18 protein-coding genes are annotated in these 24,842 nt (G+C 70.0%); 10 read left to right on the forward strand and 8 right to left on the reverse strand.

All coding sequences use genetic code 11. From position 1 onward, the window contains the following. Positions 1 to 263 precede the first annotated feature (263 nt). Positions 264 to 1,016: an SDR family NAD(P)-dependent oxidoreductase gene (locus ACFWX1_RS35005; RefSeq protein WP_378394072.1), complete on the forward strand. Its 753-nt coding sequence runs from the start codon at positions 264 to 266 to the stop codon at positions 1,014 to 1,016. Here the strand turns inward: ACFWX1_RS35005 and ACFWX1_RS35010 are convergent. Beyond that, positions 1,013 to 2,620, reverse strand: a complete 1,608-nt coding sequence (locus tag ACFWX1_RS35010) for a transposase (protein WP_378394115.1) — start codon at positions 2,618 to 2,620, stop codon at positions 1,013 to 1,015. The genes ACFWX1_RS35005 and ACFWX1_RS35010 overlap by 4 nt on opposite strands. A gap of 153 nt (positions 2,621 to 2,773) precedes the next feature. Between ACFWX1_RS35010 and ACFWX1_RS35015 the strand changes: the two genes are divergently transcribed. The 3 genes from ACFWX1_RS35015 to ACFWX1_RS35025 all read left to right on the forward strand — a co-directional run bounded on the left by ACFWX1_RS35015 (position 2,774) and on the right by ACFWX1_RS35025 (position 8,340). After that, positions 2,774 to 5,371 (forward strand): bifunctional FO biosynthesis protein CofGH, encoded by a 2,598-nt coding sequence (locus tag ACFWX1_RS35015; protein ID WP_378394073.1) that lies wholly within the window; start codon positions 2,774 to 2,776, stop codon positions 5,369 to 5,371. 202 nt (positions 5,372 to 5,573) lie between these two features. Continuing rightward, a complete protein-coding gene (locus tag ACFWX1_RS35020; RefSeq protein ID WP_378394074.1) occupies positions 5,574 to 6,434 on the forward strand; it encodes an arpA protein in 861 nt (286 codons plus the stop codon). 118 nt (positions 6,435 to 6,552) lie between these two features. Continuing rightward, a complete protein-coding gene (locus ACFWX1_RS35025; protein WP_378394075.1) occupies positions 6,553 to 8,340 on the forward strand; it encodes a choline/carnitine O-acyltransferase in 1,788 nt (595 codons plus the stop codon). Between the two features lie 3 nt (positions 8,341 to 8,343). On the opposite strand, the gene ACFWX1_RS35030 is transcribed toward ACFWX1_RS35025, so the two are convergent. Both ACFWX1_RS35030 and ACFWX1_RS35035 read right to left on the reverse strand, forming a co-directional pair. Continuing rightward, the gene (locus ACFWX1_RS35030) at positions 8,344 to 9,129 is read right to left on the reverse strand and encodes a class I SAM-dependent methyltransferase (protein WP_378394076.1); all 786 of its coding nucleotides are present in this window, start codon (positions 9,127 to 9,129) and stop codon (positions 8,344 to 8,346) included. A 41-nt stretch (positions 9,130 to 9,170) separates the two neighbouring features. Next, a complete protein-coding gene (locus ACFWX1_RS35035) occupies positions 9,171 to 10,505 on the reverse strand; it encodes an LVIVD repeat-containing protein (protein ID WP_378394077.1) in 1,335 nt (444 codons plus the stop codon). Between the two features lie 94 nt (positions 10,506 to 10,599). On the opposite strand from ACFWX1_RS35035, the gene ACFWX1_RS35040 reads away from it, so the two are divergent. Then, on the forward strand, positions 10,600 to 12,060 hold the full coding sequence (locus tag ACFWX1_RS35040) for an ABC transporter substrate-binding protein (RefSeq protein ID WP_378394078.1): 1,461 nt from the start codon (positions 10,600 to 10,602) through the stop codon (positions 12,058 to 12,060). A gap of 87 nt (positions 12,061 to 12,147) precedes the next feature. Here the strand turns inward: ACFWX1_RS35040 and ACFWX1_RS35045 are convergent, their stop codons facing one another. Next, positions 12,148 to 13,026 carry a LysR family transcriptional regulator gene (locus ACFWX1_RS35045; RefSeq protein ID WP_378394079.1) on the reverse strand — a complete coding sequence of 293 codons (879 nt, stop codon included), beginning with the start codon at positions 13,024 to 13,026 and terminating at the stop codon, positions 12,148 to 12,150. Positions 13,027 to 13,096: 70 nt separating this feature from the next. Here ACFWX1_RS35045 and ACFWX1_RS35050 point away from each other — a divergent pair, with 70 nt between their 5' ends. Further along, on the forward strand, positions 13,097 to 14,149 hold the full coding sequence (locus ACFWX1_RS35050; protein WP_378394080.1) for an SDR family oxidoreductase: 1,053 nt from the start codon (positions 13,097 to 13,099) through the stop codon (positions 14,147 to 14,149). Between the two features lie 38 nt (positions 14,150 to 14,187). Here the strand turns inward: ACFWX1_RS35050 and ACFWX1_RS35055 are convergent, their stop codons facing one another. Continuing rightward, positions 14,188 to 14,919 carry an SDR family oxidoreductase gene (locus ACFWX1_RS35055; RefSeq protein WP_378394081.1) on the reverse strand — a complete coding sequence of 244 codons (732 nt, stop codon included), beginning with the start codon at positions 14,917 to 14,919 and terminating at the stop codon, positions 14,188 to 14,190. Positions 14,920 to 15,179: 260 nt separating this feature from the next. On the opposite strand from ACFWX1_RS35055, the gene ACFWX1_RS35060 reads away from it, so the two are divergent. Next, positions 15,180 to 15,593: a DUF1508 domain-containing protein gene (locus ACFWX1_RS35060; protein ID WP_378394082.1), complete on the forward strand. Its 414-nt coding sequence runs from the start codon at positions 15,180 to 15,182 to the stop codon at positions 15,591 to 15,593. A 155-nt stretch (positions 15,594 to 15,748) separates the two neighbouring features. Then, positions 15,749 to 16,837 (forward strand): substrate-binding domain-containing protein, encoded by a 1,089-nt coding sequence (locus tag ACFWX1_RS35065; RefSeq protein ID WP_378394084.1) that lies wholly within the window; start codon positions 15,749 to 15,751, stop codon positions 16,835 to 16,837. Between the two features lie 104 nt (positions 16,838 to 16,941). On the opposite strand, the gene ACFWX1_RS35070 is transcribed toward ACFWX1_RS35065, so the two are convergent. The 3 genes from ACFWX1_RS35070 to ACFWX1_RS35080 all read right to left on the reverse strand — a co-directional run bounded on the left by ACFWX1_RS35070 (position 16,942) and on the right by ACFWX1_RS35080 (position 22,439). Next, a complete protein-coding gene (locus tag ACFWX1_RS35070) occupies positions 16,942 to 18,852 on the reverse strand; it encodes a S8 family serine peptidase (RefSeq protein WP_378394085.1) in 1,911 nt (636 codons plus the stop codon). A gap of 279 nt (positions 18,853 to 19,131) precedes the next feature. Next, entirely contained in the window at positions 19,132 to 20,121 is a 990-nt protein-coding gene (locus ACFWX1_RS35075; protein ID WP_378394086.1) for a sortase, read from the reverse strand. Beyond that, entirely contained in the window at positions 20,118 to 22,439 is a 2,322-nt protein-coding gene (locus ACFWX1_RS35080; protein WP_378394087.1) for a hypothetical protein, read from the reverse strand. Before ACFWX1_RS35080 ends, ACFWX1_RS35075 begins: the two co-directional genes overlap by 4 nt. 258 nt (positions 22,440 to 22,697) lie before the next feature. On the opposite strand from ACFWX1_RS35080, the gene pstC reads away from it, so the two are divergent. Together pstC and pstA are read left to right on the forward strand one after the other, a co-directional pair. Beyond that, positions 22,698 to 23,672: a phosphate ABC transporter permease subunit PstC gene (gene pstC / locus ACFWX1_RS35085; RefSeq protein ID WP_378394088.1), complete on the forward strand. Its 975-nt coding sequence runs from the start codon at positions 22,698 to 22,700 to the stop codon at positions 23,670 to 23,672. Next, positions 23,669 to 24,829 carry a phosphate ABC transporter permease PstA gene (gene pstA / locus ACFWX1_RS35090; RefSeq protein WP_378394089.1) on the forward strand — a complete coding sequence of 387 codons (1,161 nt, stop codon included), beginning with the start codon at positions 23,669 to 23,671 and terminating at the stop codon, positions 24,827 to 24,829. Before pstC ends, pstA begins: the two co-directional genes overlap by 4 nt. Positions 24,830 to 24,842 lie beyond the last annotated feature (13 nt).

The following is a 24,842-nucleotide window of genomic DNA, read 5'->3' on the forward strand; positions in this document are numbered from 1 at the left end:
TCAAGCAACACACCACAACCCCAGCCACACAACACGCGGCCGTCATCGAGGCGGTCATTCCTAGCAGTTTTTGGTGGAACACCCACTCAATCGCCCTAGGCGAGAGCTTGGTTCGTGTCCCGGTCGGCCGCCCGGTCTCCCTGGCGACGAAGAGAACATTACACGCCCCGAAACAGCCCGAAACAGGGGGGTGCCTTAACAAGATCATCGCAGGTCAGCGGGCATGAAACGACGAGTGAGCCCCGGTCGCCTAGCCTGGCGGCATGTCTCAGACCGCATTCGTGACCGGCGCGAGCGCCGGGTTCGGCGCCGCCATCGCGCGCCGGTTCGTCAAAGAGGGCTTCCGGGTCATCGCGGCCGCCCGGAGCGAGGACAAGCTGACCGCGCTCAAGGCCGAACTCGGCGACGCCGTGCTGCCGGTCGTGCTGGACGTGCAGGACCCGGACGCCGTCGAGACGGCGGTCGCGGAACTTCCCGAGGACTGGCGGGAGATCGACGTCCTGGTCAACAACGCCGGACTGGCCAAGGGGCTCGAGCCCGCGCACCGGGCCAAGCTCGCCGACTGGGACCAGATGATCGACACGAACATCACGGGCCTGGTCCACCTCACCCGCGCGCTCCTGCCCGGGATGGTCGAGCGCGGTAAGGGGCACGTGATCAACGTCGGCTCGGTCGCGGGGAAGTACCCCTACCCCGGCGGCAACGTCTACGGCGCGACCAAGGCCTTCGTGCACCAGTTCAGCCTCAACCTGCGCAGTGACCTGCACGGGACCGGCGTGCGGGTCACCGTGGTCGAGCCCGGCCTGGCCGGGGGCACCGACTTCTCGAAGGTCCGGTTCGACGGTGACCAGGGCAAGGCGGACGCCGTTTACGAGGGCACGACGCCGCTGACCGCCGACGACGTCGCCGAGTCCGTGTACTGGGCCTCGGCGCAGCCGGCGCACGTCAACGTCAACGTGATCGAGCTGATGCCGGTGGTCCAGAGCTTCTCCGCGCTCCAGGTCCACCGGGACTAGCGGGCCTGGTCGGCGTCGCCGAGCCCGAAGATCTCCCACAGCCGCTGTTGCGCCGGATCCCGGTCAGTCAGGATCCGGCGCGTCCGCGGCCGTCCCCCGGTCGACGGATACCGCAGCACGGTTTCGCCGATCCCGCCGAGCTGCTCCAGCAGTTCCCGCACGGACAGGTTCATCCCGGCGAGGTCTGCCTCGCGGCGCATGAGGTGGGTGACCGTCGCGGTGAGGACGGAGACCAGCGTGTGCACGGCGATGCGCTCGGGCGTCCACTCCCAGCGCGGGGTCGGCCCGGTCACCGCGGGCCCGGTCAGCCAGCGGAACGTCGATTCGAGGTGGGTCCTGGCACGGTAGGCGGTGACGACCTCGGCGACCGGCCAGTCGTGGTCGGTGACCAGGACCTGCTTGCCGAAGTACTCCTCCTCCAGCCTGGCGACGGCGGCTTCGTCGATGCGCCAGGTCAGCCGGATCTCGCCGGATTTCGCCCCGGTCAACGTCGTCGACAGCGCGCGTTCGACCCGGCGGCCCCTGGTGATCCGGCCGACCTCGGCGTGGATCTGGGACCGGTCGCCGCGATGCGTGCCCGCCGCGAGGGCGGCCGCGAGCCCGTCGAGCTCGCGGGTGGCGGTGCTCAGCTCGTCGGCGAACGCCCGAGCCTGCGCGGCGTGCAGGGTCGCGGAATGGGTCAGGATCACCCGGCGGCGGACGCCGTCGACGACGGCCAGGGTGTCCAATGCGGTCAGTCCGGCGAAGCGTTCGGGGTCGACGCGTCTGCGCGCGGACGCGGGCTGCGCCAGCAGATCGGAATGTCCTGCCAGCGGCAGGGATCCGACGAAGCCGCTGCGCGCGCCGAGGTCCAGCTGCGCGGCTTGCCCCGCATGGAACACGAGCGTGACGTCGGCGGCCGGATACCGCGAGCGGAGGTTTTCGACCAGCTCCGCGAATGTCGGCGTCGCACCGCCGTCCCGGCGATATCCCCGTGACGCCAACGGAATCGCGCCGTCGCGGGTGACGACGAGGCCGAGCCCGGCGAGCGCGTCCTGGCAGGCCGAGGGCAGGGTGCAGTCGGCCGCGGTGAACGAGGCGAACTGCGCGACGTCGACGGCGAGCGCGGCGGTGCCGTCGCCAAGCAGGCCGAGCACGGCTTCGGCGATCGTGGTTTCGATGGCGGTGATGCGCTCCGGCGTCAGGCGTCCCAGTGCCTTCCAGTGCGCTGTCGTGGTCAGCGCCGATCTCGACGGACGCGGCCGCACGAGGTCCTCGGCCGCCGAGCCCGTCCACCATTCGCCGAGCGGGACGGCCGGCGCGGTCGCCTGATGGAGGACGGCGACAGCGAGCCGTGTGCCAAGCGTGGTCTTCGCGCGCTGAGGCCCGAAAACGGCGTCCACCCGGCGTACGAAGTCGAGCCGCCGCAGCGTGGCCCACACCGCGGCGACGTCTCCGTACGAGCGGTGCCGCGCGCTGTCCGGGGCGGCGTCGCCCGGCACGGCGCGGGCGATCTCCTCGGCCGTGCCGAGGTAACGCTGGGTCACCACACGGGGTGCGCCGTCGACGCGGGCGGACTCCGCGAGGTAGTAGTACGTCCGTCCGCCGATGCGCTTGCCGATCACCGAGGCCACACTTTAGGTAATACCGGCCGGAGCGGAGATCGACAACCTCCGCAGGCCGCTGAACTGCAAAAATGGTGCGGCATCACGTTCGGGTGAGACACCAGGCGATTACGGACTGGCCGGTCCAGCCCGGCTGCTCCTAGCGTGACGGGAATGGCACCCGATGCTGACCTGAACGCCCCCACCGCCACGGCGATGCGCCGCGCGCTCGCCAGGGCGCGTGACGGCAAGACCCTCGACGCGGCCGAGGCCACCGTGCTGCTGCACGCGCGCGGCGACGATCTCGTGACGCTGTCCGAATACGCCTCCCGTGTCCGTGACGCCGGACTCGCCCAAGCCGGCCGCCCCGGCGTCGTCACCTACAGCAAGTCGGTCTTCATTCCGCTGACCCGCCTGTGCCGGGACCGATGTGGCTACTGCACTTTCGCGACCGTGCCGGGCCGGGTCGAGTCGCCGTTCCTGTCGCCGGACGAGGTGCTGGACATCGCTCGTAAGGGCGCCGAGCTGGGCGTCAAGGAGGCTCTGTTCACCCTCGGCGATCGCCCCGAAGATCGGTGGAAGGCCGCCAAGGACTGGCTCGACGCGCACGGCTACGACGACACGCTGTCCTACGTCCGGGCGATGGCGATCCGGGTGCTGGAGGAGACCGGCGTGCTGCCGCACCTCAACCCCGGAGTGCTCGGCTGGCAGGACTTCCAGCGGCTCAAGCCGGTTTCCGCGTCGATGGGCATGATGCTGGAGACCACGTCGAAGCGGCTGTTCACCGAGAAGGGCCAGCCGCACTACGGTTCGCCGGACAAGGACCCCGAGGTCCGGCTCCGGGTGCTGGAGGACGCGGGCCGCAGCTCGGTGCCGTTCACCACCGGCATCCTCATCGGCATCGGCGAGACGCACGAGGAGCGCGCCGACGCGTTGTTCGCCATCCGCAAGGTCGCGCGGACCTACGGCAGCGTTCAGGAAGTCATCGTGCAGAACTTCCGCGCCAAGCCGGACACGAAGATGCGGGCCACCCCGGACGCGGACCTCGACGAGCTGGCCGCCACCATCGCGGTCGCGCGGCTGGTGCTCGGGCCGAAGATGCGCATCCAGGCGCCGCCGAACCTGATCGGCCGCCAGTACGAGAAGATGCTCAAGGCCGGGATCGACGACTGGGGCGGCGTGTCGCCGCTGACCCCGGACCACGTCAACCCGGAGATGGCCTGGCCCGGCGTCGACGAGCTGCGCCGGCACACCGAGGAACTCGGGTTCACGCTGCGCGAACGGCTGCCGGTGTACCCGGAGTACGTCAAGACCGGCGAGCCGTGGCTGGACCCGCGGATCGGCGAGCACCTCGCCGCGCTGACCGAGCCGGAAACCGGGCTGGCCCTCGAAGAGGCCATCCCGAAGGGCATCCCCTGGCAGGAACCCGACGGCGGCTGGGAGCAGTCCGGCCGCACCGACCTGCACACCGGGATCGACACGACCGGGCGCACCGAAGACCGTCGCAGCGACTTCGACTCGGTGTACGGCGACTGGAAGGAAATCGGCGCGAACATCAAGTCCGCGCCGGAACGCTTCGACGTCGACGTCCGGGATGCCTTGCGCAGCGCGGAAAAGAACCCGGCCGGGCTGTCCGACGACGAGGCGCTGGCGCTACTGCACACGGACGGCGCCGAACTCGACGCGTTCGCGAAGATCGCCGACGACCTGCGCCGCGAGACCGTCGGCGATGACGTCACGTTCGTCGTCACGCGGAACATCAACTTCACCAACGTCTGCTACACCGGCTGCCGGTTCTGCGCGTTCGCCCAGCGACGCACCGACGCCGACGCGTACACGCTTTCCCTGGAGCAGGTCGGCGACCGCGTCGACGAGGCGTGGGCCGCGGGCGCGACGGAAATCTGCATGCAGGGCGGGATCCACCCCGACCTGCCGGGCACCGCGTACTTCGACCTGGCGGCCGAGGTGAAGCGGCGGCAGCCGGACATCCACCTGCACTCCTACAGCCCGATGGAGGTCGTCAACGGCGCCTCGCGGACCAATCTGTCCCTGAAGGACTGGCTGATCCGCGCGAAGGAGGCCGGCGTCGACTCGCTGCCGGGCACGGCGGCGGAGATCCTCGACGACGACGTCCGCTGGGTGCTGACCAAGGGCAAGCTGCCGACGTCGGAGTGGATCAAGGTCGTGACGACCGCGCACGAGGTCGGCCTGCCGACCACGTCGACGATGATGTACGGCCACGTCGACACGCCCGCGCACTGGGTCGCGCATCTGAAGCTCCTGGCGCGGCTGCAGCGTGAAGGCCTGGAGAAACACGGCAAGCGCGGGTTCAGCGAGTTCGTGCTGCTGCCGTTCATCCACCAGAGCTCGCCGATCTATCTCGCCGGGCTCGCCCGCGCGGGAGCGACGCCGCGGGAGAACCGGGCGGTGCACGCGCTGGCCAGGGTGCTGCTGCACGGGATGATCGACAACATCCAGTCCTCGTGGGTGAAACTCGGCGAGGAGGGCAGCCGGGCGGTGCTGCAGGGCGGCGTCAACGACATCGGCGGCACGCTGATGGAGGAGACGATCAGCCGGATGGCCGGTGCCGCGAACGGTTCGTACAAGACGATCAGCGACATGCGCGCGATGGTCGAACCGCTGGGCCGTCCGCTGCGGCAGCGCACCACGGACTACGGGACGCCGTCGGCCGAGCGGATCGCCGCCGCGGCCGCGTCGGACGGAGTGGCGACCGCGGTGCGCAAGCCATTGCTACCACTGCTGACGCCGTAAAACCTCGGCGCCACCAAGGGCTCCGAAGGCCACCATGAGGGAACTCAAGTCCCTCATGGTGGCCTTCGGAGCTTTCTTGTCATCCCACGCACACGACGCTGTGTCACCGATCACAAACGACTTCGCGGCCGGGATTCGCCGACATTTTCTGTGCTAAACCCTTCCGAGGTTCACGACAGGTCCACCCGTCGAGAGGACATCGATGAGCACCTCGGAAGCCGTGGCCGTAGCCCAGGTGGTCGACATCGACCGCTACCCCCTCTCGGACCCGGGGAGCAGAGCCTGGCAGGACATCGTTTCCCGTACCCGCGCCGATCTCCGGGAAACCGGGTGCAGTGTGCTCACCGATTTCATCCGGCCGCAGCTGCGCGCGGTTCTCGAATCCGAATGCGCCGAGATCGCCCCATCGGCGTATTCCCGCATCGAACTCGTGAACGCTTACAACATCGCCACCGGCACTCCGCTGCCGGAAGGGCATCCGGGGAACACGATCATGGAGCGGGGGAACGCTTTCGTCGCCCGTGACCAGATCCCGGTGGCCTCGATCATCCAGCAGCTCTACACCAGCCGCGAGTTCCAGCGGTTCGTCGCGGACTGCTTCGCGCTGCCGGAACTGCACGAGCTCGCCGATCCGCTGTCCGGGCTGACGCTCAACGTGATCGCGCCGGGCCGCGCGCATCCGTGGCATTTCGACGTCAACGAATACACCGTCAGCATGCTCACCCAGGAAGCGACCGAGGGCGGCGTCTTCGAGTACTGCCCGAACATCCGGTCCGCGACGGAGGAGAACTTCGACGACGTGCGTGCCGTGCTGGCCGGCGAAGGCGAGCACCTCGTCCGCAGGCTGACCCTGCGCCCCGGTGACCTGCAGCTGTTCCGGGGCCGGTTCTCCTTGCACCGCGTGGGAACCGTGCGTGGGGACGTCGCCCGGCATTCGGCGATCTTCGCCTACAGCGAGCGTCCCGGCGTCATCGGCAGCCCGGAACGGGCGCGCCAGCTGTTCGGCCGCGTCCTGCCCGAGCACCTCGGCCAGGCCGTCCGGGGCGACCGGCTGCTCGACTGATCGCGCCCTACCACGCTTTTCCCCTACCCCGTCCCGTGTTCGGCACTTTGTCGTACGTGACCGCTAGCATCGACGCGTGTTCGATGCCGCACCCTGACCCGTCCCATCGAGATCGAGGATGATCGTGAGCAGCAGTCCGGAATGGTCCACGCGTACCTTCGGCAACGAGGACCGCCTCCCCCGCGTCCCCGTGCCCACGCTGGAAGACAGCTGCCGCCGGTTCCTCGAATGGTGCGCGCCGCTGCTCACCGCGGAGGAGCTGGCGGAGACCGAAGCCGCGGTGCGCGCGTACCTCGCCGAAGACAGTCCGGCGCACGAACTCCAGGCGCTGCTGGAGGCCTACGACTCGGCCGAGGGCGTGCGCAGCTGGCTCGACACGTTCTGGCCGTACCGGTACCTCGGCCGCCGCGACCGGATCGCGCTCAACGCCAACTTCTTCTTCCTGTTCGCCGAATCCGGGCTCGGACAGGTGGAACGCGCGGCCGAACTCGTCGCCTCGGCCGTCGACTACAAGCTGCGGCTGGACGACGAGTCGATCCCGCCGATCATCGTGCGCGGACAGCCGCAATCGATGGTGCAGCACAAGTTCCTGTTCTCCGCCACGCGCATCCCCGGCGCGGAGCTGGACACCGCGCGCACGCCGTACCGCGAGGGCTGGCCCGGCCCGTCCACCGCGCGGCACATCGTCGTGTTCCACCAGGACACGCCGTTCCGCATGGACGTACTCGCGCCGGACGGCCGCCCGTACGACACCGACCAGCTGATCGCCGGGCTGCACACGATCATGAAGACCGGCCGGGCGATCGACGAGCCCGCCACCGCCGCCGGGCATTTCACCACCAAGGCCCGCGCGGAATGGGCGGCGACCCGGCAGGCGCTGATCGACGCCGGCAACGCCGCGGCGCTGGACACGATCGAGACCGCGTTGTTCTGTGTGTGCCTGGAAGATCTCACGCCGAAGGACACGCAGGAGGCGTGCGACCAGCTGCTGCACGGCGACAGCGGCAACCGGTGGTTCGACAAGGCCGTCTCGCTGATCGTGTTCGCCGACGGCACCGCGGGCATCAACGTCGAGCACTGCGAGCTGGACGGGACCACGATCCTCGGCTTCACCGACGCGTTGCTCGCCGGGGAACGCGTGGCGCGGCCGGGCGCCGACGGGGTACCGGCGTTCGAGCGGATCGAGTTCGTCCTCGACGAGGCGCTGCGCGAGGACGCCCGCGCCGCGGCCGCGTCGTTCCGGGCGTACGCCGACGCCACGGCGACGAAGATCCTGTCGTTCGAGGATTTCGGTGCGAGCAGGGCGAAACAGCTCGGGATGTCGCCGGACGGCTTCGCGCAGATGGCGTATCAGCTCGCGCACAAACGAGCCAAGGGGCTGACCGGCGCGACCTACGAGTCGATCGCCACGCGGCAGTTCCAGAACGGCCGCACCGAGGCGATGCGGGTCGTGACACCGGAGGTGCTGCGGTTCGTCGCGGTGATGGAGGACGGGAACGCCTCCCGCGAAGAACGTCGTGAGGCGTTCCGGACAGCGGCGGCGAAGCATGTGGCCCGCGCGAAGGAATGTCAGGTCGGCGACGCGCCCGAGCAGCACCTGTGGGAACTGCAGCTGATCCAGAAGCGACGCGGTGGCGACGTGAATCTGCCGCTGTATTCCTCGCCGGGCTGGATCAAGATGCGCGACGACTACCTGAGCACGAGTTCCGCGCCGTCGGTGAACATCCAGTACTTCGGCTTCGGTTCGACGAGCCCGCAATGCATCGGCGTCGCGTACGTGCTGCTCCCCGACCGGCTCAACATCTACCTGTGCACGCCGCGGCACGTGGCGCACGAGATGACGCTGTTCGCGGAGGAACTCACCACGGCCGTCCGGGAACTCGAGGAGCTGCTGGCCTCGGAGTAGCGGTCAGCTCCCCGTCGGGCGGGACACGACCAGCACCAGCGAGCCGTCGAATTCCGCCTGCTCGCGAAGACCGCCGTAGCGCCGTTCCCAGGTGCCGTTGGCGAGATCGCGGCGGAGTTCGGCGGCGAACCGGTTGTGCACTTCGTCGTCGACGAAACTCCACGCCGAACAGGACAGCCGCGCGTCCGGATCGAGCAGCCGTTCCGGCCGGGCGTAGTAGGCCTCGTTGAAACCGTCCGTGCAGTCGATCGGCACCGGGACGCCGATGACCTGGGTGTCGCCGCCCAGCCCGTCGGCGATGTCGTCGACCGGCGGATAGCGCCGTGCCTCGGTGCCGATGACCTCGGGCGCGTAGTCGGCGAGCCAGAACTTGCGCAGCAGCAACGGATCGCAGGTCAGCACGGCGACCGGGCCGCGGGTGACCCGGCGCAGTTCGGCCAGTCCCGCGCGCAGGTCCTTCCACTGGTGCACGCTGAACGTCGTCATCGCGCCTTCGAACGACCGGTCGCCGAACGGCAGCTTCTCGGCCACCGCGTCGACCGCGGGCGGCAGGTGCGCGGGACGCTGCTCCCGCATCGACGCGGACGGCTCGACGGCGGTGACCTCGCGATCGGCCGGTTCGTACGCGCCGGCCCCGGCGCCGACGTTGAGCACCGTCCGCGCCTCGCCCAGCGCGTCCAGGATGTACGCGCCGATCCGCGGATCCGGCTTGCGGTAGTCGGTATAGACACCGCCGATCGCGGCGTAGTCCGCGTCCCCCGCGCTGCCGTCGGCGCGTCGCTGCATCATGCCGTCACCGTACCGGCGGCGACGTGCCGACGTGGGCGAGTTTACTGAGCCGTCAGCTTCAGGATGTCGATCCCGCGCTTGTTGTCGGCGACGTAGACGTGGCCGCGGTGCCAGTAGGGCGCCCACGACGCCGCGTCGGCGGGCCGGAAGTAGGCGATCTGCTTCGGGGTCGTCGGGTCGCTGATGTCCAGGAACCGGGTGCCCTGCGCGTAGAACGACTGGACGAGCACCTTGTCCTGGATGTCGAAGTAGTGCGCGGAGCAGTCGTCGGACTTCGGGTCGCTGCCCTCCTGCCCGGCCACGCCCCAGGTGCCGACGGTGCGCAGGCGGAACGGCTTGTCCGGGGTCGACTTCCAGCCCTCACCGCCGTACGAGCCTTCGAGCGAGGAAATCGTCAGGACGCCGTCACCGGCACAGCCGTCGACGAAGCTTTCCTCGGTGGCATAGACGAGGTCGTGGCCACGCCACGCGCCGTCGTCACGGCGGTTCGCCGGGTGGAAGCTGTTATGCATGAACTTCGACGGCGCGGCCGTTTCGGCGACCCCGCCGCCCGCGTAGGGCACCGGCGCGTACGCGGTGGCGCGCCGCATCTTGCCCTGCACCGGATCGCGGTGCACGCCATCGGTCCAGTACCCGCGGACACCACCGCGGCCGGACACCCACGCGACGTCGTTCTTGTCGACCTGGACGTCGTGCACGTAGTCGGTCTTGCCGTCGTTGCGGGCCAGCTCGATCGGCTGCGGGGAAACCTTCGGGTTACGCGGATCGCGGACGTCGGTGACCCAGATCGGCCTGCCACCCCAGTCGGCGGGCTGGTTGTCGGCCTTGGCGGGGCCGCCGGTCCACAGGTAGCGGCAATCGTTGATGCAACTGGTGGTGTGGCCGGCCGGGACCTTGACGTAGCTCAGCTGCACCGGTTTCTCCGGTGTCGACACGTCGACCACGTAGATGCCGGACTCGCCGGTGTGCGTGTTCCCGCCGAAAGCACGCGGGTCGCGCGAGAGGAACACCAGCTTGCGCACGGGGTCGACCTCGGTGTCCTCGGTCTCCCACAGACCGGGCATGTTCAGCTGCCCGACCAGTTTCGGCGCGGCCGGGTTTTCGGTGAGGTCGTAGAGCTTCAGGCCGAACTGGCCTGAAACGGCCATCACGTCCCGGTGACCGTACGGCAGGAAGGCCAGCGAGATCGCGCCTTGCGCGTCGGGAAGGTTGCCCACGGAACGGACGTTCTTCACCGCGCCCGGCTCGCCGGTGACGTGGGCCGCGGCGGCGGGCTTGTCGTCTTCGCCGCAGGCGGCGGCGGGCAGGGCCGTGGCGGCGAGCGTCGCGGCGACGGTGGTGACGGCCAGGCACGAACGGACCCACCAGTTACGCACAGAGACCTCCCAGTGAACGTACTCCCGAACTCTATGACCGCCCTCAACCGGACACAACCGTCTTTCGTCCGGTGTCCGGCTGGTAGGAAGAGGCATGCGCTCGCGTGTCCTTGTCGTCCTGTTCGCCGTCTTCGGACTCGTCGCGGCAGGCTGTTCCGAGTCCGATACCCCCGCCGCGCCCGGCGTACTCAGCGTCGGCCTGCACGAACCCGCGACGCTGCTGCCCGCCGACGTGCAGGAACAGTCGGGGCGGCTGGTGACCAGCGCCCTGTGGACCCCGCTCGCCGACTACGACGCGGCGAGCGGCAAGGTCACCGAACGCGCGGCGGAGTCCATCACCAGCACCGACCGGAAGCAGTGGACGGTCCGGCTACGGCCCGCGCGGTTCCACGACGGCAGCCCGGTCACCGCTCAATCCTATGTGGACACCTGGCGGGTGGTCGCCGGGCAGCCGTGGGCGGCGGCCCCGATCCTGAACCGGCTGCTGCGCGCCACGTCCATCACCGCGCCCGACGACGCGACCATCCGCATCGACCTGGACCGCCCCGCCGGCCAGGTCCCGGTGTGGCTGTCCGCGCCGGGACTCGCGCCGCTGCCGCGCTCGGTTCTCGGCTCGCGTGACTGGAACGCCTTCGCGCGGGCACCGATCGGCAACGGGCCGTTCCGGCTGGAGGGCCCGTGGCGCCCCGGCAGCGGCGGGAAACTGGTGCGGGTCGCCGACGCGCCCGGCAAGGCCAGGGAAATCGACCTGCGGGTCGGTGAACCGGCCGCGCACTACGACGCGGTGAAGGCGGGCAAGCTCGACCTCGCCGCCGAGGTTCCCGGTGACCGGCACGAATCCATGCACCACGACTTCGCCGACCGGCACCTGTCCTGGCCGCTGCCCGAGGCCGGGTACCTCACCTTTCCCATGGCGGACAAGCGTTTCTCCGACCCGACAGTGCGGCACGCCTTCGCCTTCGGCGTCGACAGGGCCGCGCTGGAGGCCGGTCCGCTGCAGCACCAGGTCGATCCGGCGAAGGCGCTCCTGCCACCCTCCGACGCCCCTGGCGAGCGCTCCGGTATCTGCCGTGCCTGCGCGTTCGACGCTGCGGCCGGGAAGGCCCTGCTCGCCCAGGCCTCGTTCACCGGCCCGGTGACCGTCTACTCCGGACCCCGGTCGGAGAACTGGACCAAACCGCTCGCCGACGGCCTCGCGACCGCGCTCGGGGTCCAGACCACCTCGAAGCCGTTGCCTGCCACCGGATCACCGGACGGCCCGGCCACCCTGCTCGTCAAGCTCGGCACCGCGAGCCCCGGCGAGCTGCTGAGCGGGCTCGCCGAGGCGGCGGGGTACACCGACGACGGGTTCAAGCAGAACCTCGCGGACGCGGAGGCGGCGGCGACCCCGCAGGAGGCGGGCGAGCTGTACCGGCTCGTGGAGAACCAGCTGTTGCGAGACCTGCCCGTGGCACCGCTGTGGACCACGCACGGCCACGCCGTGTGGGACGGCCGCACGCACGACGTCAAGGCGACCCCGTTCGCCGGTGTCGACCTCGCCGCCATCGCGATGTGAGCGGGTGACTCGCGTACCTGGAGGGTCGGTTCGCGTACCGGGAGCGTCGGTTCGTGTCCGGCTGTCCGGGTACGTGAGCCGACGGGTTCAGACCGCGGCGTGCTTCACCAGGACGTCGATGAACGCCGCGGTCAGCGGGTCGGGGCTGGTGCGGCAGTAGGCGGTGAGCGTGCGCCGGATCGCCGGGTCCGGGCGCAGCACCCGGCCGTCGAAGCGGGCGGGCAGGACGTTGGCCGGGACCAGCGCCGGGCCGAGACCGGCGGCGGCGAGGATCGGGGCCGCCGCGGTCTGCTCCGTCCGGACCGCCGGACGGGGCCGGAACCCCGCGGCACCGCAGGCGCGGTCGACCAGTTCGGCGAGGCCGTTGCCCGGCGCGTAGTGCACCCACGCGCAGTCGGAAAGGGTGCTCAGGTCGATGCGGCCGGACCCAGCGTCCTCGCTCGCGCCGTCGGTGGGGAGGACGACCACGAAGTCCTCGACGCCCAATGGACGTACCGGGCCGCTCCAGCCCTCAGGCGCGGGCCCGATCGCGACGTCGGCTTCGCCCGCGTTCATCGCGTCGCGCAGTTCGTCGGCATGCCGGTATTCGGACAGCTGGACGTCGATCTCCGGCCGCTCGCGCCGCCATACCCGCAGCGCCGGCGGCAGCGCCCCGAGACTCACCGAGTACACCGTGGCCACCTGCAGTTCCCCGGCCTCCAGCCCCGAGGCCTGGCGCGCGGCGCAGCGGGCCCGTTCCGCGTCGGCCAGCGCCGCCCGCGCGTGCGGCAGCATCGCCCGGCCCATCGGAGTCAGCCGCACCGATCGCGGAAGCCGCTCCAGCAGCGGCCCGCCGACCGCGTGCTCCAGCGTCCGCATCTGGTGCGACAACGCGGGTTGCGTCACATGCAGCGACTCGGCCGCGCGGGTGAAGGAACCCGTGTCGACCACGGTGACCAGGTACTCCAGCTGCCGCAGGCTAGTCATAAACACAGCTTATGCCTACGGTGATTCTTATGCCTTGGATTTATCCCTTGGCGCCGGACAGGATCGAAGTATGAGCACAGCACGCAACCTCGCCCTGGTCGCCGGGGCGAACGGGATCATCGGCCGGACCCTCGTCGACCACCTCGCGCGGCAGGAAGACTGGGACGTCGTCGGCCTGTCCCGCCGGCCGGGCGACGGGAAAACCCGCCACATCGCCGTCGATCTGCTCGACCCCGCTGACACACAGGCCAAGCTCGGCGAGCTGACCGACGTCACGCACGTGTTCTACGCGGCGTACCAGGACAAGCCGACCTGGGCCGAACTCGTGCCGCCCAACCTCGGGATGCTGACCAACCTCGTCGACGCCGTCGAGCCCGCCGCCCCCGGCCTGCGGCACGTCAGCCTGATGCAGGGCTACAAGGTCTACGGCGCACACCTCGGCCCGTTCAAGACCCCGGCACGCGAAACCGACGCCGGGCACATGCCGCCCGAGTTCAATGTGGACCAGCAGCAGTTCCTGGAACGCCGTCAGGCGGGCAAGGCGTGGACGTGGTCGGCGATCCGGCCCTCGGTGGTCGGCGGGACGGCGCTGGGCAACCCGATGAACCTGGCGCTGGTCATCGCGGTCTACGCGTCGATCTCGAAGGAACTCGGCCTGCCGCTGCGCTTTCCCGGGAAACCCGGCGCCTACGACAGCCTGCTGGAGGTGACCGACTCCGGCCTGCTCGCGAAGGCGACCGTTTGGGCAGCCACCGATGACCGAACGGGCAACGAGGCGTTCAACATCGCCAACGGCGACCTGTTCCGCTGGAGCGAGCTGTGGCCGAAGATCGCGGGCTACTTCGGTCTCGAAACCGCGCCACCGCTGCCGATGTCGCTCGAGGTCGTGATGGCGGACAAAGCTCCATTGTGGACATCGATGGCGGACAAGCACGGGCTCGAGGCGTCCTACGCGGATGTTTCGGCGTCGTGGCGGTTCGCCGACTTCGTGTTCTCGTGGGACTACGACGTCTTCGCGGACACGTCGAAATCCCGCCGCCACGGATTCCACGAGTACGTGTCCACCGAGGAGATGTTCTTCCGGCTGTTCGACCAGTTCCGCAAGGACGGCGTCATCCCGTGACGCCCGGCGGTTCCCGCGGGCTCAGCTTTTCACAGGACTCAGCCGCGGCCGATGAACGGCATCGTCGTCGCGGTGATGGTCAGGAACTGCACGTTCGCGTCGAGCGGCAGCGCGGCCATGTAGCGGACGGCGTCGGCGACGTGCCGCGCGTCGAAGGTGGGCTCGACGGCGATCCGGCCGTCCGCCTGGGGCACCCCCGCCGCCATCCGCTCGGTCATCTCGCTGGTCGCGTTGCCGATGTCGATCTGTCCACACGCGACATTCCAGGCCCTGCCGTCCAGCGAGATCGACCGGGTCAGCCCGGTGATCGCGTGCTTGGTCGCCGTGTAGGCCACGCTCGCCGGACGCGGCGAATGCGCCGAGATGGAGCCGTTGTTGATGATCCGGCCGCCGCGGGGGTCCTGCGCCTTCATCAGCCGCACGGCCTGCCGCGCGCACAGGAACATCCCGGTGAGGTTGGTGTCCACGCAGCGGCGCCAGTCCTCGACCGACAGCTCGTCGACGGTGCCGCCGAGCGCCATGCCCGCGTTGTTCACCAGCAGGTCGAGCCTGCCCCAGCGGTCGCGGACCGCGGCGAACAAGGCGTCCACCGCGGCGGGGTCGGCGACGTCGGTGGGCACGGCCATGGCCGCGTCGTGCCCATCGGCGGTCTCGTCCAGCGCGCCTGCCCGGCGCCCGGCGAGCGCGACCTGATACCCGTCGGCCAGCAGCGCGCGGGCGATCTCCCGCCCCAGCCCGGAGCCCGCCCCGGTGACCACCGCGATCCCCATCCGTCGTCCTCCTTGCCGTGTACCGGATTCGTCGTCACACACCCGCGGCACCACCGTATCCGGTGCCATCGCGGAGCCGTGGCGCCGGGGCCGCCAGGGGCCACGCTGAGAAAGCGCTTGCTGACCGTTCGCCGCCACGCGCCGATTGCCCGCAGCCGTTCGGAGTAGCGTGTCCAGTCCCGAACGGGATGTTCACCGCCACGCCGTCGGGCCTTCACCGGAACCGGTAACCCCCTCGGTTATTCACCGATCACCAAGGTGTGTCCCGGGGGAAGAAACCACGATTCCAACTCGTCCAGACCGGTTCCGAAACACTCCGCTGGCGCCTGCTGGGCGGAAACAACACCTCACTCGGCACGAGCGCGCTCGATTACCACCGAACGGAGGACTGCCTCGCTTCGATTTCCTGGCTCGGCGCCCATCTGGACGATCTGACCGCGGAATTCGGCCACGCGGGCGGCGGCCGGTGGCGCTGGCGATTGCGCAACGGCACGGAAGCCGTCGCCGTGGCAGCACACGCATATGGCCGCAGAATCGAGGCGCAACGCGGGCTCGATCGATTTCGCACCGCCACGGGGGAAGCGACGACCGACGGCCGAATAGAGACGATCACCGACTGGCGCAAGAAGTACCGCATGAATTCCCGAGAGAATTCCGAACGCCGGAATCGGTGATCGACAATCACGGAAAGTACGTTTCCCGCCGGTTAACCACCAGGCCGTCGGGCGGGAACGCGGAGCACCCGATCCGGTCAGTCCGGTACGAGGAGATGAGACCTGTCACGGGATCCCGTGACGTCATGGGGACTAGCAGAAAGAGTGCTGACACAATGCGTGCTCGTATTACCCGGCTTCTCGGCGTGACCGCGGCCGCGGCAGGCGCCTGTCTGGTCATGACCGGGACGGCCGCCGCCGTCCCGGCCGCCAACGGCCTCGCGGAGGTCATCCCCGCCGCGGGCTCGGACACCATCTTCGACGTCACCGGCGCGATCTTCGCCAACGCCAACACGGCGACCTGGAACAGCGACCCCGACAACTACGTGAACATCCCGCCGGTGCTCCCCGCGAGCGGCTCGTTCACCGTGCCCGCCGACCCGTGGTCGCCGGGCACCACCTACAACGCCGGCAACCCGCCGCCGGACGGTTCGTCGGCGGGCAAGGCCGCCCTCAACGCCTCGGCGGCCGCGGGCGACGGCAAGTACGAGATCGCCCGGTCCTCCTCCGGCCGTGGCAGCAACGACCCGGCGTCCTTCGAGTACTACGGCTTCGGCCGCGACGGTGTCACCTGGTCCTCGTCCGCGACCGGTTCGGGTGCGGGCCTGACCCTGACGCTCGCGCAGCTGCGCGGCATCTACGACGGCTCCATCACCAACTGGAACCAGGTCGGCGGCGCCACCGCCGACATCAAGGTGTACCTGCCGCAGCCCGGCTCGGGCACCCTGAGCTTCTTCACCACCACCGTGCTCGGCTTCGACCCGACCACCAAGCCGGTCACCGTCAAGCGCTTCCAGGAGAACGACGCGTCGTCGATCGCGGCCGGCGACCGGAACAACGCGATCGCGCCGTTCTCGATCGCGCAGTGGGTCGCCCAGGGCAACGGTGTCACCGGCGACAAGCGCGCCGGATTCACCGCCAACGGCCTCACCGGCGCCGGCTCCGACGGGGCGCTGGTGTCCGGTTCCGCCGGCAGCTACCAGCCCGCGTTCGCCGACTCGTTCCTGGGTTCGCGGATCGTCTACTACGTCCTGGACACCCGCACCCCGCGGTACGGCCAGGCGAAGCGCGCCGTCGCCTTCGACGCCGGCGACACCGCGGCGACCGCCAGCCCGCTGTGTGGTGGCAAGCTCGCCGGCATCATCAAGCAGTACGGCTTCAAGACGATCACCGGCACCGGCGACCTGACCTGCGTCAAGGCCTGAATCACCGGCTGAATCCCCGGTAACGGGACAACGGCCCGGCGCGTTCCCCGCGCCGGGCCGTTGTTCGTCGTGGCCGCCGCTTCCGCGACGGGCCGGGTGGGTGCTTACTGCTTGGCGGGCACGCCAAGCGCGGCCAATGCCGGGCCTGCCATGATGACGCCCTTGCCGGTGACCGCGTCGAACCCGGGCGCGCCGAGGTCGATCGCGCTGGACTGGAGCGCGGTACGGATCTCCGCCGGGGTGGCGGTCGGCTTGCCGGAGAGCAGCAGCGCCGCGATGGCCGCCGCGTGCGGGGCCGCCGCCGAAGTGCCGTAGAACGGCTGGAAGCCGCTCACGGACGTCGCGACGCCGTCGGCCGCGGTGATGTCCGGCTTGGCGCGGGTGGCGCCACCGGTCGAGGACACGTTGCCCGGGGTGATCGCGGTGCCGTCGGCGTTGTAGAACAGGTGCCGCTGACCGTCGGAGCTGAACCGCTCCCACTTGCTGCTCGCGGTGAACAGGCCGGGGTACGGGCCCGCCGGGTTGGCCGGGTCGCCCTGCTCCAGCGGACGGCCGAACGCGGTGGCCGCCGGGGCCGCCGCGACGCTGAAGGCGTCCTTGGCCGCCGAGTGGCCCGAGGTGACGCCCGCGGTGCTGAACGCCTTGAGCGAACCGGAAGCGACGAACCGGCCGCGGATCACGTTGAGCGCGATGAACCGGTCCTCACCGGAGTACTTGACGACGGCCACCTTGTAGCCGGAGCCGCTGCTCGGCACCGAGGCGATCTCGTACGGGTTCTGCGTGCCGTTCTGCGGGTTCTCGCTGGAGGCGACGACACTGCCGGAGGAGTTCAGGATGAACAGGTCGTAGTCGCTGGTCGCCTTGCCCCACGGGTCGGACCAGAACAGCGTGACCGGCTTGCCGAGCGAGCCGGCCGAGAGCGCGTCGAAGACCTGCGTGCCGTTCGGGTCGAAGTTGTGCGGGGTTCCGGTGATGCCGGGGATGGTGGTCGAGGCGCCGCGGAAGTCGCCCTCGTAGTAGCCGCTCGTGCCGTCGGTCAGGTTGCCCGAGTTCCCGGCGGAGGAGAAGTACAGCGCGCCCGCCGCGGTCACGTCGTTGACGGCCTGCGCGACCGGGCCGTCCTGGAACGGCGACTCGTCGAAGTAGGAGACGTCGTCGACGATCACGGTGCACTTGCCGGTGTTCCGCAGCGCGCGGATGTTGTCGGCGAAGCTCTGCTCGCTGGTGAACGCGGTGGCGAAGCCGAGCGCCGCGTTCGGGGCGAGGTCGTGGACGATCTCGAGCATCGCGGTGCCCTCGTCGCCGCTGCCCTTCTGGCCCGCCAGGACATCGACGTCGGGCAGCTCGCCCGCGGTCTGCGACTTCGACAGCGAGTCGACGCCGTCCGAGAGCACGCACACCTTGATGCCGGAACCGTTGACGCCGTACTTCGTGCGGGCCGTGTCGGCGCCGTGCGTCTTGTCCCCCTCGGACACCTGCGTCGCGGCGACCGCCTTGCCTGCCAGCTGCTTGCGCGCGGCGGCACCGGCGGAGTCGGCGTTTTCCTTCCACGTCATCGCCTGCGCGGCGGGCTTGACCGAGCTGACGTCCGCGCGGCCGGCGATCGCGTCGACCGCGGCCAGCGGCAGATCCGCGCGGACGGCGCCACCGGAGGCGTGGCGCACGGTGCCGCCCGCGGCCCGCACCGCGTCGGCCACCTTCTGGTCCTTGCCCCAGATGTCGACCGCAACGGAGCCCTTGTCGCTCACGGCGACCCCGGAGCGGTAGTCGGGCAGCTTCGCGGCGAGGCCCTTGTCGGCACGCAGCCGCTTCTCGACGACGAGCTGACTGGCCTGCTTGGCTTCCGCCGGCGTGAGCGACTTCTTGATGCTCTGCAGCGCGCTGATCCCCGCCTGGGTCCGTGCGGTGGCGGTATCGGCGGCCGAGGGCTGCGCGACCGCCGCGGCGCCGGACAGCAGGAGCGCGCCGACCGTCACCGGAACCGAGTATGCGGCGACCCGGTTGAATCTCACCATGGATTTCTCCCTGTCGTAGCGCGCCCCGACGCACGCTGATGATGACGTGACACCCGAAGCGGTCGTTAATGACGTTAACTCAATTGGGTGACCCCTGACCGGGTGTAGTGAAGAGAATCTAAGGAGCGACCGGCCGCCGTGCCACCCACCAAAGTCGGGAACGCCGCTGCGTCCACTTGATGGAACGGATTCGTACGCGAGGGAGGCACGAAGCGGGTGTCGGTACGAGCGCTGCCGGTACCAGCGACGCGGATGCGGATACGCCGCCGGTACCCCGCCTCAGGCCCAGGCCGGGAACAACCGCCACAACGCGAGCGCGGCCAACGCCGACAACGTCACCAGCACCGGACCGGTGATCACATATGTGGACACCGGCCGCCATCGCCGATAGAGGACGGTCGCGCCCGCCGCCGCCACGACGAACCCGCCGAAGGCCAGCACCAGACCGGTCCACGCGCCGCCGTCGCCGGTCCGGCCGTCCTGCGCGTCCGCCCTGCCGTTCTGCGGTGCCGGGCGGAACGGCTTTCCTTCCAGCACGGCGGTCACCACCGTCGCGTTCCGCGAAGCCAGCGGCCACCACGACGACGAGGTCACGAGGGTGAGCCGGTCGTTGTCCGTCTTTCCGTAGTCCGCCGTCTCGTCGAGCGGCCGCGCCGCGGTTTCGGTGACCCGGTAGACCGACCGGCCCTGGGTGGTCGCGACCACGATCTCGTCGCCGTTCACGAGTGTGGACAACGATCCGAACGGTGCGCCGTATCCCGAGTACCGGCCTGCGACCGCGGCGTTCCCCGGCTGCCCCAGCCCCGCGGTCCCCGGCACGTGGCCCGGACCAGACGCGGTCTCGCCGCTGGCGACACCCTCCAGGACGACCTGCTGGAGTTTCAGCTTCGGGATCTCCAGCACCGCGACCGGCGCGCCGAATTCGGCCGGCCTGGCCGCGGGCTGCGGGCCGAACAGGCTCTGGCTCGCCCCGTAGGCCCGGTCCATTTCGATGCGGATCCGGCTCAGCGCGTCCCGCTGATCACTAGCCTGCAGCATCGGCCCGAGCGCGTAGACGACCAGTGACAACGCCACGACCGTGGTGACCAGCCAGGCGAACACCGTCGCCGCGACCCAGCCGGGCGTGATCCGGAGGAACTGGCCCGCCGGGTGCGCTTCGACGGCGAGCGGCTGCGACTCTCCGGCGTTTCCGGGATTTTCGGCGTTTTCGGGACCGTTTTCCGGAGCATCGTCGGGTGCGGCGTGCCTGCCCACGAGGTCGGTGCTCATCCGCGCTGCCCCCGGATCCGTGCGACCAGACCGGAAACCACGTTCGCGACCGCCGCGGACGCTCTGCTGAGCCACGGCGGAACGGGCCGTCCGGCCGTCACATACGCCGTCCCCGAAGGAAGCGCAGCGAGAATCACCAAGGCCAGCAAGGGAATCAGCGCGCCGAGCACACCCGCGCCGAGGAAGGCCGGGATCCTCATCGAGTCGGCGAGGTTCTTCGCCGCCTGCACACTGTCGTGGGTCGGCGCGGCCGTCTTCTCCGGAACCGCCATCGGCGTGCCGCTCGACGTCGCCGCGTTGACGGCATTGGCCGCGGCGGGCGTCCCGCCGGAGCCAAGGCTCGCAGCTCCTGGTGGCGGCGGATTCTTCGCCTCCTCCTTCTCCTTGCAGGCCGCGTCGACGGTGCCGGTGCCGATCCTCGCCACCCGGTCGGCGGCGGCCCCCGCCAGCTCCGGGGTCAACGGAGCCAGTCCCGGTGCGAGAGCGCTCTGCCCGCCGTTCACCACCATCTGGGCGAACGTCTTGAGCTGTTGCTGCTTCGCCTGTTGCGGCCGGCAGTTCGCGTCGATGAGCGGATTGACCGGAACCGTGAGGTATTCGGCGAAGGTCAGCGGGTAGGCCCCGGCTCCGGAGGCCGTTCCCGGCTGCAGCGTGCCGTCCGCGCCCGGCTTCATCGTCGCCGCGGCGGCTTGCAGGCTCTCCTTCGTCGGAGCGACATAGCCTCCCTTACCGTCCGGCAGCGCCACCGGTGTCCAGCCGTAGGCCCTCGCCGTCGCCAGATCCGTGACCACCCAGTTCAAGCAGCCGTTATCACAGTCGCTTCCGGTACCCACCGTGACGTTGTCCACGACCTTGCGCACCGCGAACTGCCCCACCTTGGCGTCGACGTTGTGCCGCTGGTACCTGCCGGGATCCAGCGCACCGAGTTCGGCGATCACCCCGGGAGACTTCCCGCTGAGCGGGCCGTAGTACTCGGCCCCCAGGTCCGGGAACACCCACTCGCTCGCGCCAGTCTTCGCCAGCAGCGTGCTGAGCGCGAAGGGCACCGTTCCCTTGCCCGCTTCACCGGTGACACCGAAGAAGCCGTTGTTCGAGTCGAACGCACCCGCCCTGGCGACCGGGTTGAGGTTGGGGGTGTCGGTCTTGCCGGTGATCTTGCCCAGGGCCGGATTCCGGGTCACCAGCGGCGATCCGTCCTTGAAGATCCCGCCGCGGCCGCCGGCGTCCGGCAACTCGCCGCCCTTGGTCAGCATGTTCGCCAGTTCGCCGAAGGTGAACGACAGGGAGTCGGTGACCCGTGAGCCCAGCGACCCGCCGTAGTCGTTCTTGTCCGTCGGCGCCCACCCCACCGCGGCGAGGACCACGGCGTTGAGGCCGGCCGGAACGTATTCACGGGCACGGACGGTCTGCGCCGCCAGCGAGCCCCCGGATCCGGTCACCATGACGTCCGAATCCCCGGTGTCGAAGGATTTGAGGCCGACGTCCTCGGTTTCGCTGACGAGGTTGGCAGGCTGGTCGCTCTTCGTCGGCGCGCACAGCGCCTGGTTCCAGGCCACACCGGTGCGGCCGAACCGCTGCGGAATACTCGCGTTGATCGAAGCCTGCCCGATCCCGCCGCACCCCCGCACGGTGAGGCCGGGCGCGGCGGGCGCGAACGACAGCGAGTCGTCGATCCACGAAGTCGCGCCCACGGTGATCTCCACCGCGAGCATGCAGGGATGGTTCTCGTCGCACGCGTAGGAGAACTGCCGCTGCCGGATCTTGGCGCCCTGCGGGTCGACCGAGACGACCGGGTTGTTGGGCCAGGGAAAGACGCGGCTCGGGTCGAGCGTGGTGTAGTCCGGGTCCATGAGAACGGGGTGCGGTGTGGCCCGCCCGCGCGGCACCGCGGTGTCGAACACGATCTCGCCGGTCGTCGCGCTCCTCGCCCGCGGCATCTGGTGCGCGCCCGCCGGCCGGCCGGTCAGCTCGTCGCCGAACGGCCCGTTGCAGTAGGCACGCACACGCGGCAGCAAAGCGTGCTCGGGAGCCCACTGCGGGACACCGCCGACGACACCCGCCTGCTTGAGCAGATTGTCCCGCAGATCCTTCGGGCACAAATACAGCTTCGCCGACGCCCCCGAGGGCAGGCCGGACAGGGTGACCCGCAACGGGTCGCCGTCCTGCAGCACCGCCAGTGACGCGGGTTCCGTCTTGAGCTTGTAGGGCGGTAGCGGCTGATCCGCCGCACCGGCCGCGGGAACGGCGAGTACGCCCAGCACCGCCAGGACACCACAGGCGAGTACGACACCGACACGTCTTGCGAGGGCGAAGAACACGAACACTCCCGAGCACATGGGACAGGGGCACGCCCCGGTACGAGGCCTGCCGAGCCCCAACGTCCCCGGCGGGACGCGTCCGGTCAACGGCCCGGAGCGGGCGGGCGGCGGTGATTCACCGGCGCCCCGTCGGGCGTTTCCCGCGCGGACACCTTCGGCGCCACGCGGCCGCACATACTGGCCGGGCCGAGGGGAACCGGCCGTGTCGCGCTGCCCCCTGCCCGGCGAATCCCCGCCCGTACCAAGGAAAGGCAGCACGTGACCGTCGCGCTCCCCCGGCCCGGTCCGCCACAGCGGCGGCTCGTGACCGAAGTCCTCTCCCGGGCCGACCGCGCGTTCCGCCGGGTGACCACCGGCGCCGGACTCGCCATGCTGGCGATCCTCGTCGTCATCGGGTTCTTCCTGATCTACCGCGCCGGCCCGGCGTTCGGCACCAGCGGGTTCGGCTTCTTCACCACGATCCGGTTCGACGCGGCGAGCGGGGTGCTCGGCGTGCTCGGCCTGCTCTACGGGACCGTCGTCGTCGCGCTCATCGCGATCGGCATCGCGGTGCCGCTGAGCGTGCTCGCCGCGCTGTACATCACCGAGTACTCCAGCGGACGGCTGCGTGGTTTCCTCACCGGGCTGGTCGACCTGCTCGCCGCCATTCCCAGCCTGCTCTACGGCCTGTGGGGATTCAGCTTCGTCGGGCCGAAGATCGCGCCGGTGTCGCAGTGGCTCACCGACAACTTCGGCTGGTTCCCGTTGTTCGCGCACAAGGACAACGCGTTGTTCATCAACTCGATGTTCATCGCCGGGCTGATCGTTTCCCTGATGGTGCTGCCCATCACGACGTCGGTGATCCGCGAGGTGTTCGCGCAAACCCCGCCAGGGGAGAAGGAGGCCGCGCTGGCGCTGGGCAGCACCCGCTGGGGCATGGTGCGGACGGTCATGCTGCCCTTCGGCCGCGGCGGGATCATCGGCGGCTCGATGCTCGGGCTGGGCCGCGCGCTCGGCGAGACCATCGCGGTTTCCCTGCTGCTGCCGCAGGTTCCGGAGATCACCACGCACATCCTCCAGTTCGGCGGTTCGACGATCTCGGGGTACATCGCCAACAACTCCGGTGCCTCGGGGCTGGCGCTGAGCGGGCTGATGGCGGCGGGGCTGGTGCTGTTCGTGTTCACCCTCGCGACGAACTTCACCGCGTCGGTGATCATCTCGCGCAGCCGGTCCGGAGCGGGGGTCGACGCATGACCATGACCGTGCCGAGGCCCCCGGCCGTCCGGCAGCGTCCGCTGCTGAAACGACGTCCGTCCTCGACGACCCCGGCCGACCGCCTGGCCGCGCTCGGCTGCGCGGTTTCCGCGACTCTGCTGACCTGGTTCGTCATGCACCTGCTGCTGACTTCGCCCGGCTGGCCCGCCGACCTGCTCGTCGCGTACGTGCTTTACCTGGGCATGCTGTACGTGGTCACGCGGGACCGCCTCGGCAAGCTCGCCGCCGCCGACCGGCTCGTCTCGACGATCGTCGTCACCGGTGCGCTGGGGCTGCTGATACCGCTGCTGCTCCTGCTCGGTTACATCGTTTTCGCGGGCGCGCCGTACCTGCGCTGGGGTTTCTTCACGCACGACATGTCCGCTGTCGGACCGACCGATCCGGTGTCGGCCACCGGTGGGCTGCACGCGATCGTCGGGACGCTGGAACAGACTGCGCTGACGCTCGTGTTCGTCGTCCCGCTCGGGCTGCTCACCGCGATCTTCCTCAACGAGACCCGGTCCCGGTTCCGCCGTCCCGTCCGGATCATGGTGGACGCGATGAGCGGACTACCGTCCATTGTGGCCGGTCTGTTCGTGTACGCGGCGCTGATCATCCCGGGTATCCAGGCCGGGGTGGGATTGTTCAGCTACAACGGCCTGATGGCGACGTTCGCGCTCACCATGGTCATGCTGCCCACGGTGACCCGCACCGTCGACGTCGTCCTCCGCCTCGTGCCGGACGGCCTCCGCGAGGCGTCGCTGGCGCTCGGCGCGAGCCGGGCGCGGACGGTGTGGTCGGTGGTGCTGCCGACCGCGCGGACCGGGGTGACCACCGCGGTGATCCTCGGCATCGCGCGGGTCGCCGGGGAAACCGCCCCGCTGCTGTTCACCTCCTTCGGCTCGATCAGCATGAACGCCAACCCGTTCTCCGACCCGCAGGAGAGCATCCCCCTGTTCGTCTACCACTACGTCAAGCAACCGCTGAGCAATGTCCAGCAACGTGGCTACGTCGGCGCGCTGGTCCTGATCCTGCTCATCTTCGCGTTGTTCGCCCTCGCCCGGCTGGTCGGCCGGGACCGGTCGAAGCGGCGAGCACGCCGCGCCACCCCGAAAACCGCTCCGGCTTCAGCACAGACCGCACGGGAGAACCGGTGACCGACACCGTCGC

It is taken from the genome of Amycolatopsis sp. NPDC059021, assembly GCF_042739895.1.
Lineage (GTDB): Bacteria > Actinomycetota > Actinomycetes > Mycobacteriales > Pseudonocardiaceae > Amycolatopsis.

Excerpts from the sequence above, each read along its gene's own strand:
- ACFWX1_RS35020 (WP_378394074.1), top strand. The coding sequence starts at position 5,574 with ATGAGCACCTCGGAAGCCGTGGCCGTAGCCCAGGTGGTCGACATCGAC.
- ACFWX1_RS35025 (WP_378394075.1), top strand. The coding sequence starts at position 6,553 with ATGATCGTGAGCAGCAGTCCGGAATGGTCCACGCGTACCTTCGGCAAC.
- ACFWX1_RS35005 (WP_378394072.1), top strand. The coding sequence starts at position 264 with ATGTCTCAGACCGCATTCGTGACCGGCGCGAGCGCCGGGTTCGGCGCC.
- ACFWX1_RS35030 (WP_378394076.1), bottom strand. The coding sequence starts at position 9,129 with ATGATGCAGCGACGCGCCGACGGCAGCGCGGGGGACGCGGACTACGCC.
- ACFWX1_RS35050 (WP_378394080.1), top strand. The coding sequence starts at position 13,097 with ATGAGCACAGCACGCAACCTCGCCCTGGTCGCCGGGGCGAACGGGATC.
- pstA (WP_378394089.1), top strand. The coding sequence starts at position 23,669 with ATGACCATGACCGTGCCGAGGCCCCCGGCCGTCCGGCAGCGTCCGCTG.
- ACFWX1_RS35040 (WP_378394078.1), top strand. The coding sequence starts at position 10,600 with ATGCGCTCGCGTGTCCTTGTCGTCCTGTTCGCCGTCTTCGGACTCGTC.
- ACFWX1_RS35055 (WP_378394081.1), bottom strand. The coding sequence starts at position 14,919 with ATGGGGATCGCGGTGGTCACCGGGGCGGGCTCCGGGCTGGGGCGGGAG.
- ACFWX1_RS35065 (WP_378394084.1), top strand. The coding sequence starts at position 15,749 with ATGCGTGCTCGTATTACCCGGCTTCTCGGCGTGACCGCGGCCGCGGCA.
- ACFWX1_RS35070 (WP_378394085.1), bottom strand. The coding sequence starts at position 18,852 with ATGGTGAGATTCAACCGGGTCGCCGCATACTCGGTTCCGGTGACGGTC.
- ACFWX1_RS35045 (WP_378394079.1), bottom strand. The coding sequence starts at position 13,026 with ATGACTAGCCTGCGGCAGCTGGAGTACCTGGTCACCGTGGTCGACACG.
- ACFWX1_RS35015 (WP_378394073.1), top strand. The coding sequence starts at position 2,774 with ATGGCACCCGATGCTGACCTGAACGCCCCCACCGCCACGGCGATGCGC.
- ACFWX1_RS35075 (WP_378394086.1), bottom strand. The coding sequence starts at position 20,121 with ATGAGCACCGACCTCGTGGGCAGGCACGCCGCACCCGACGATGCTCCG.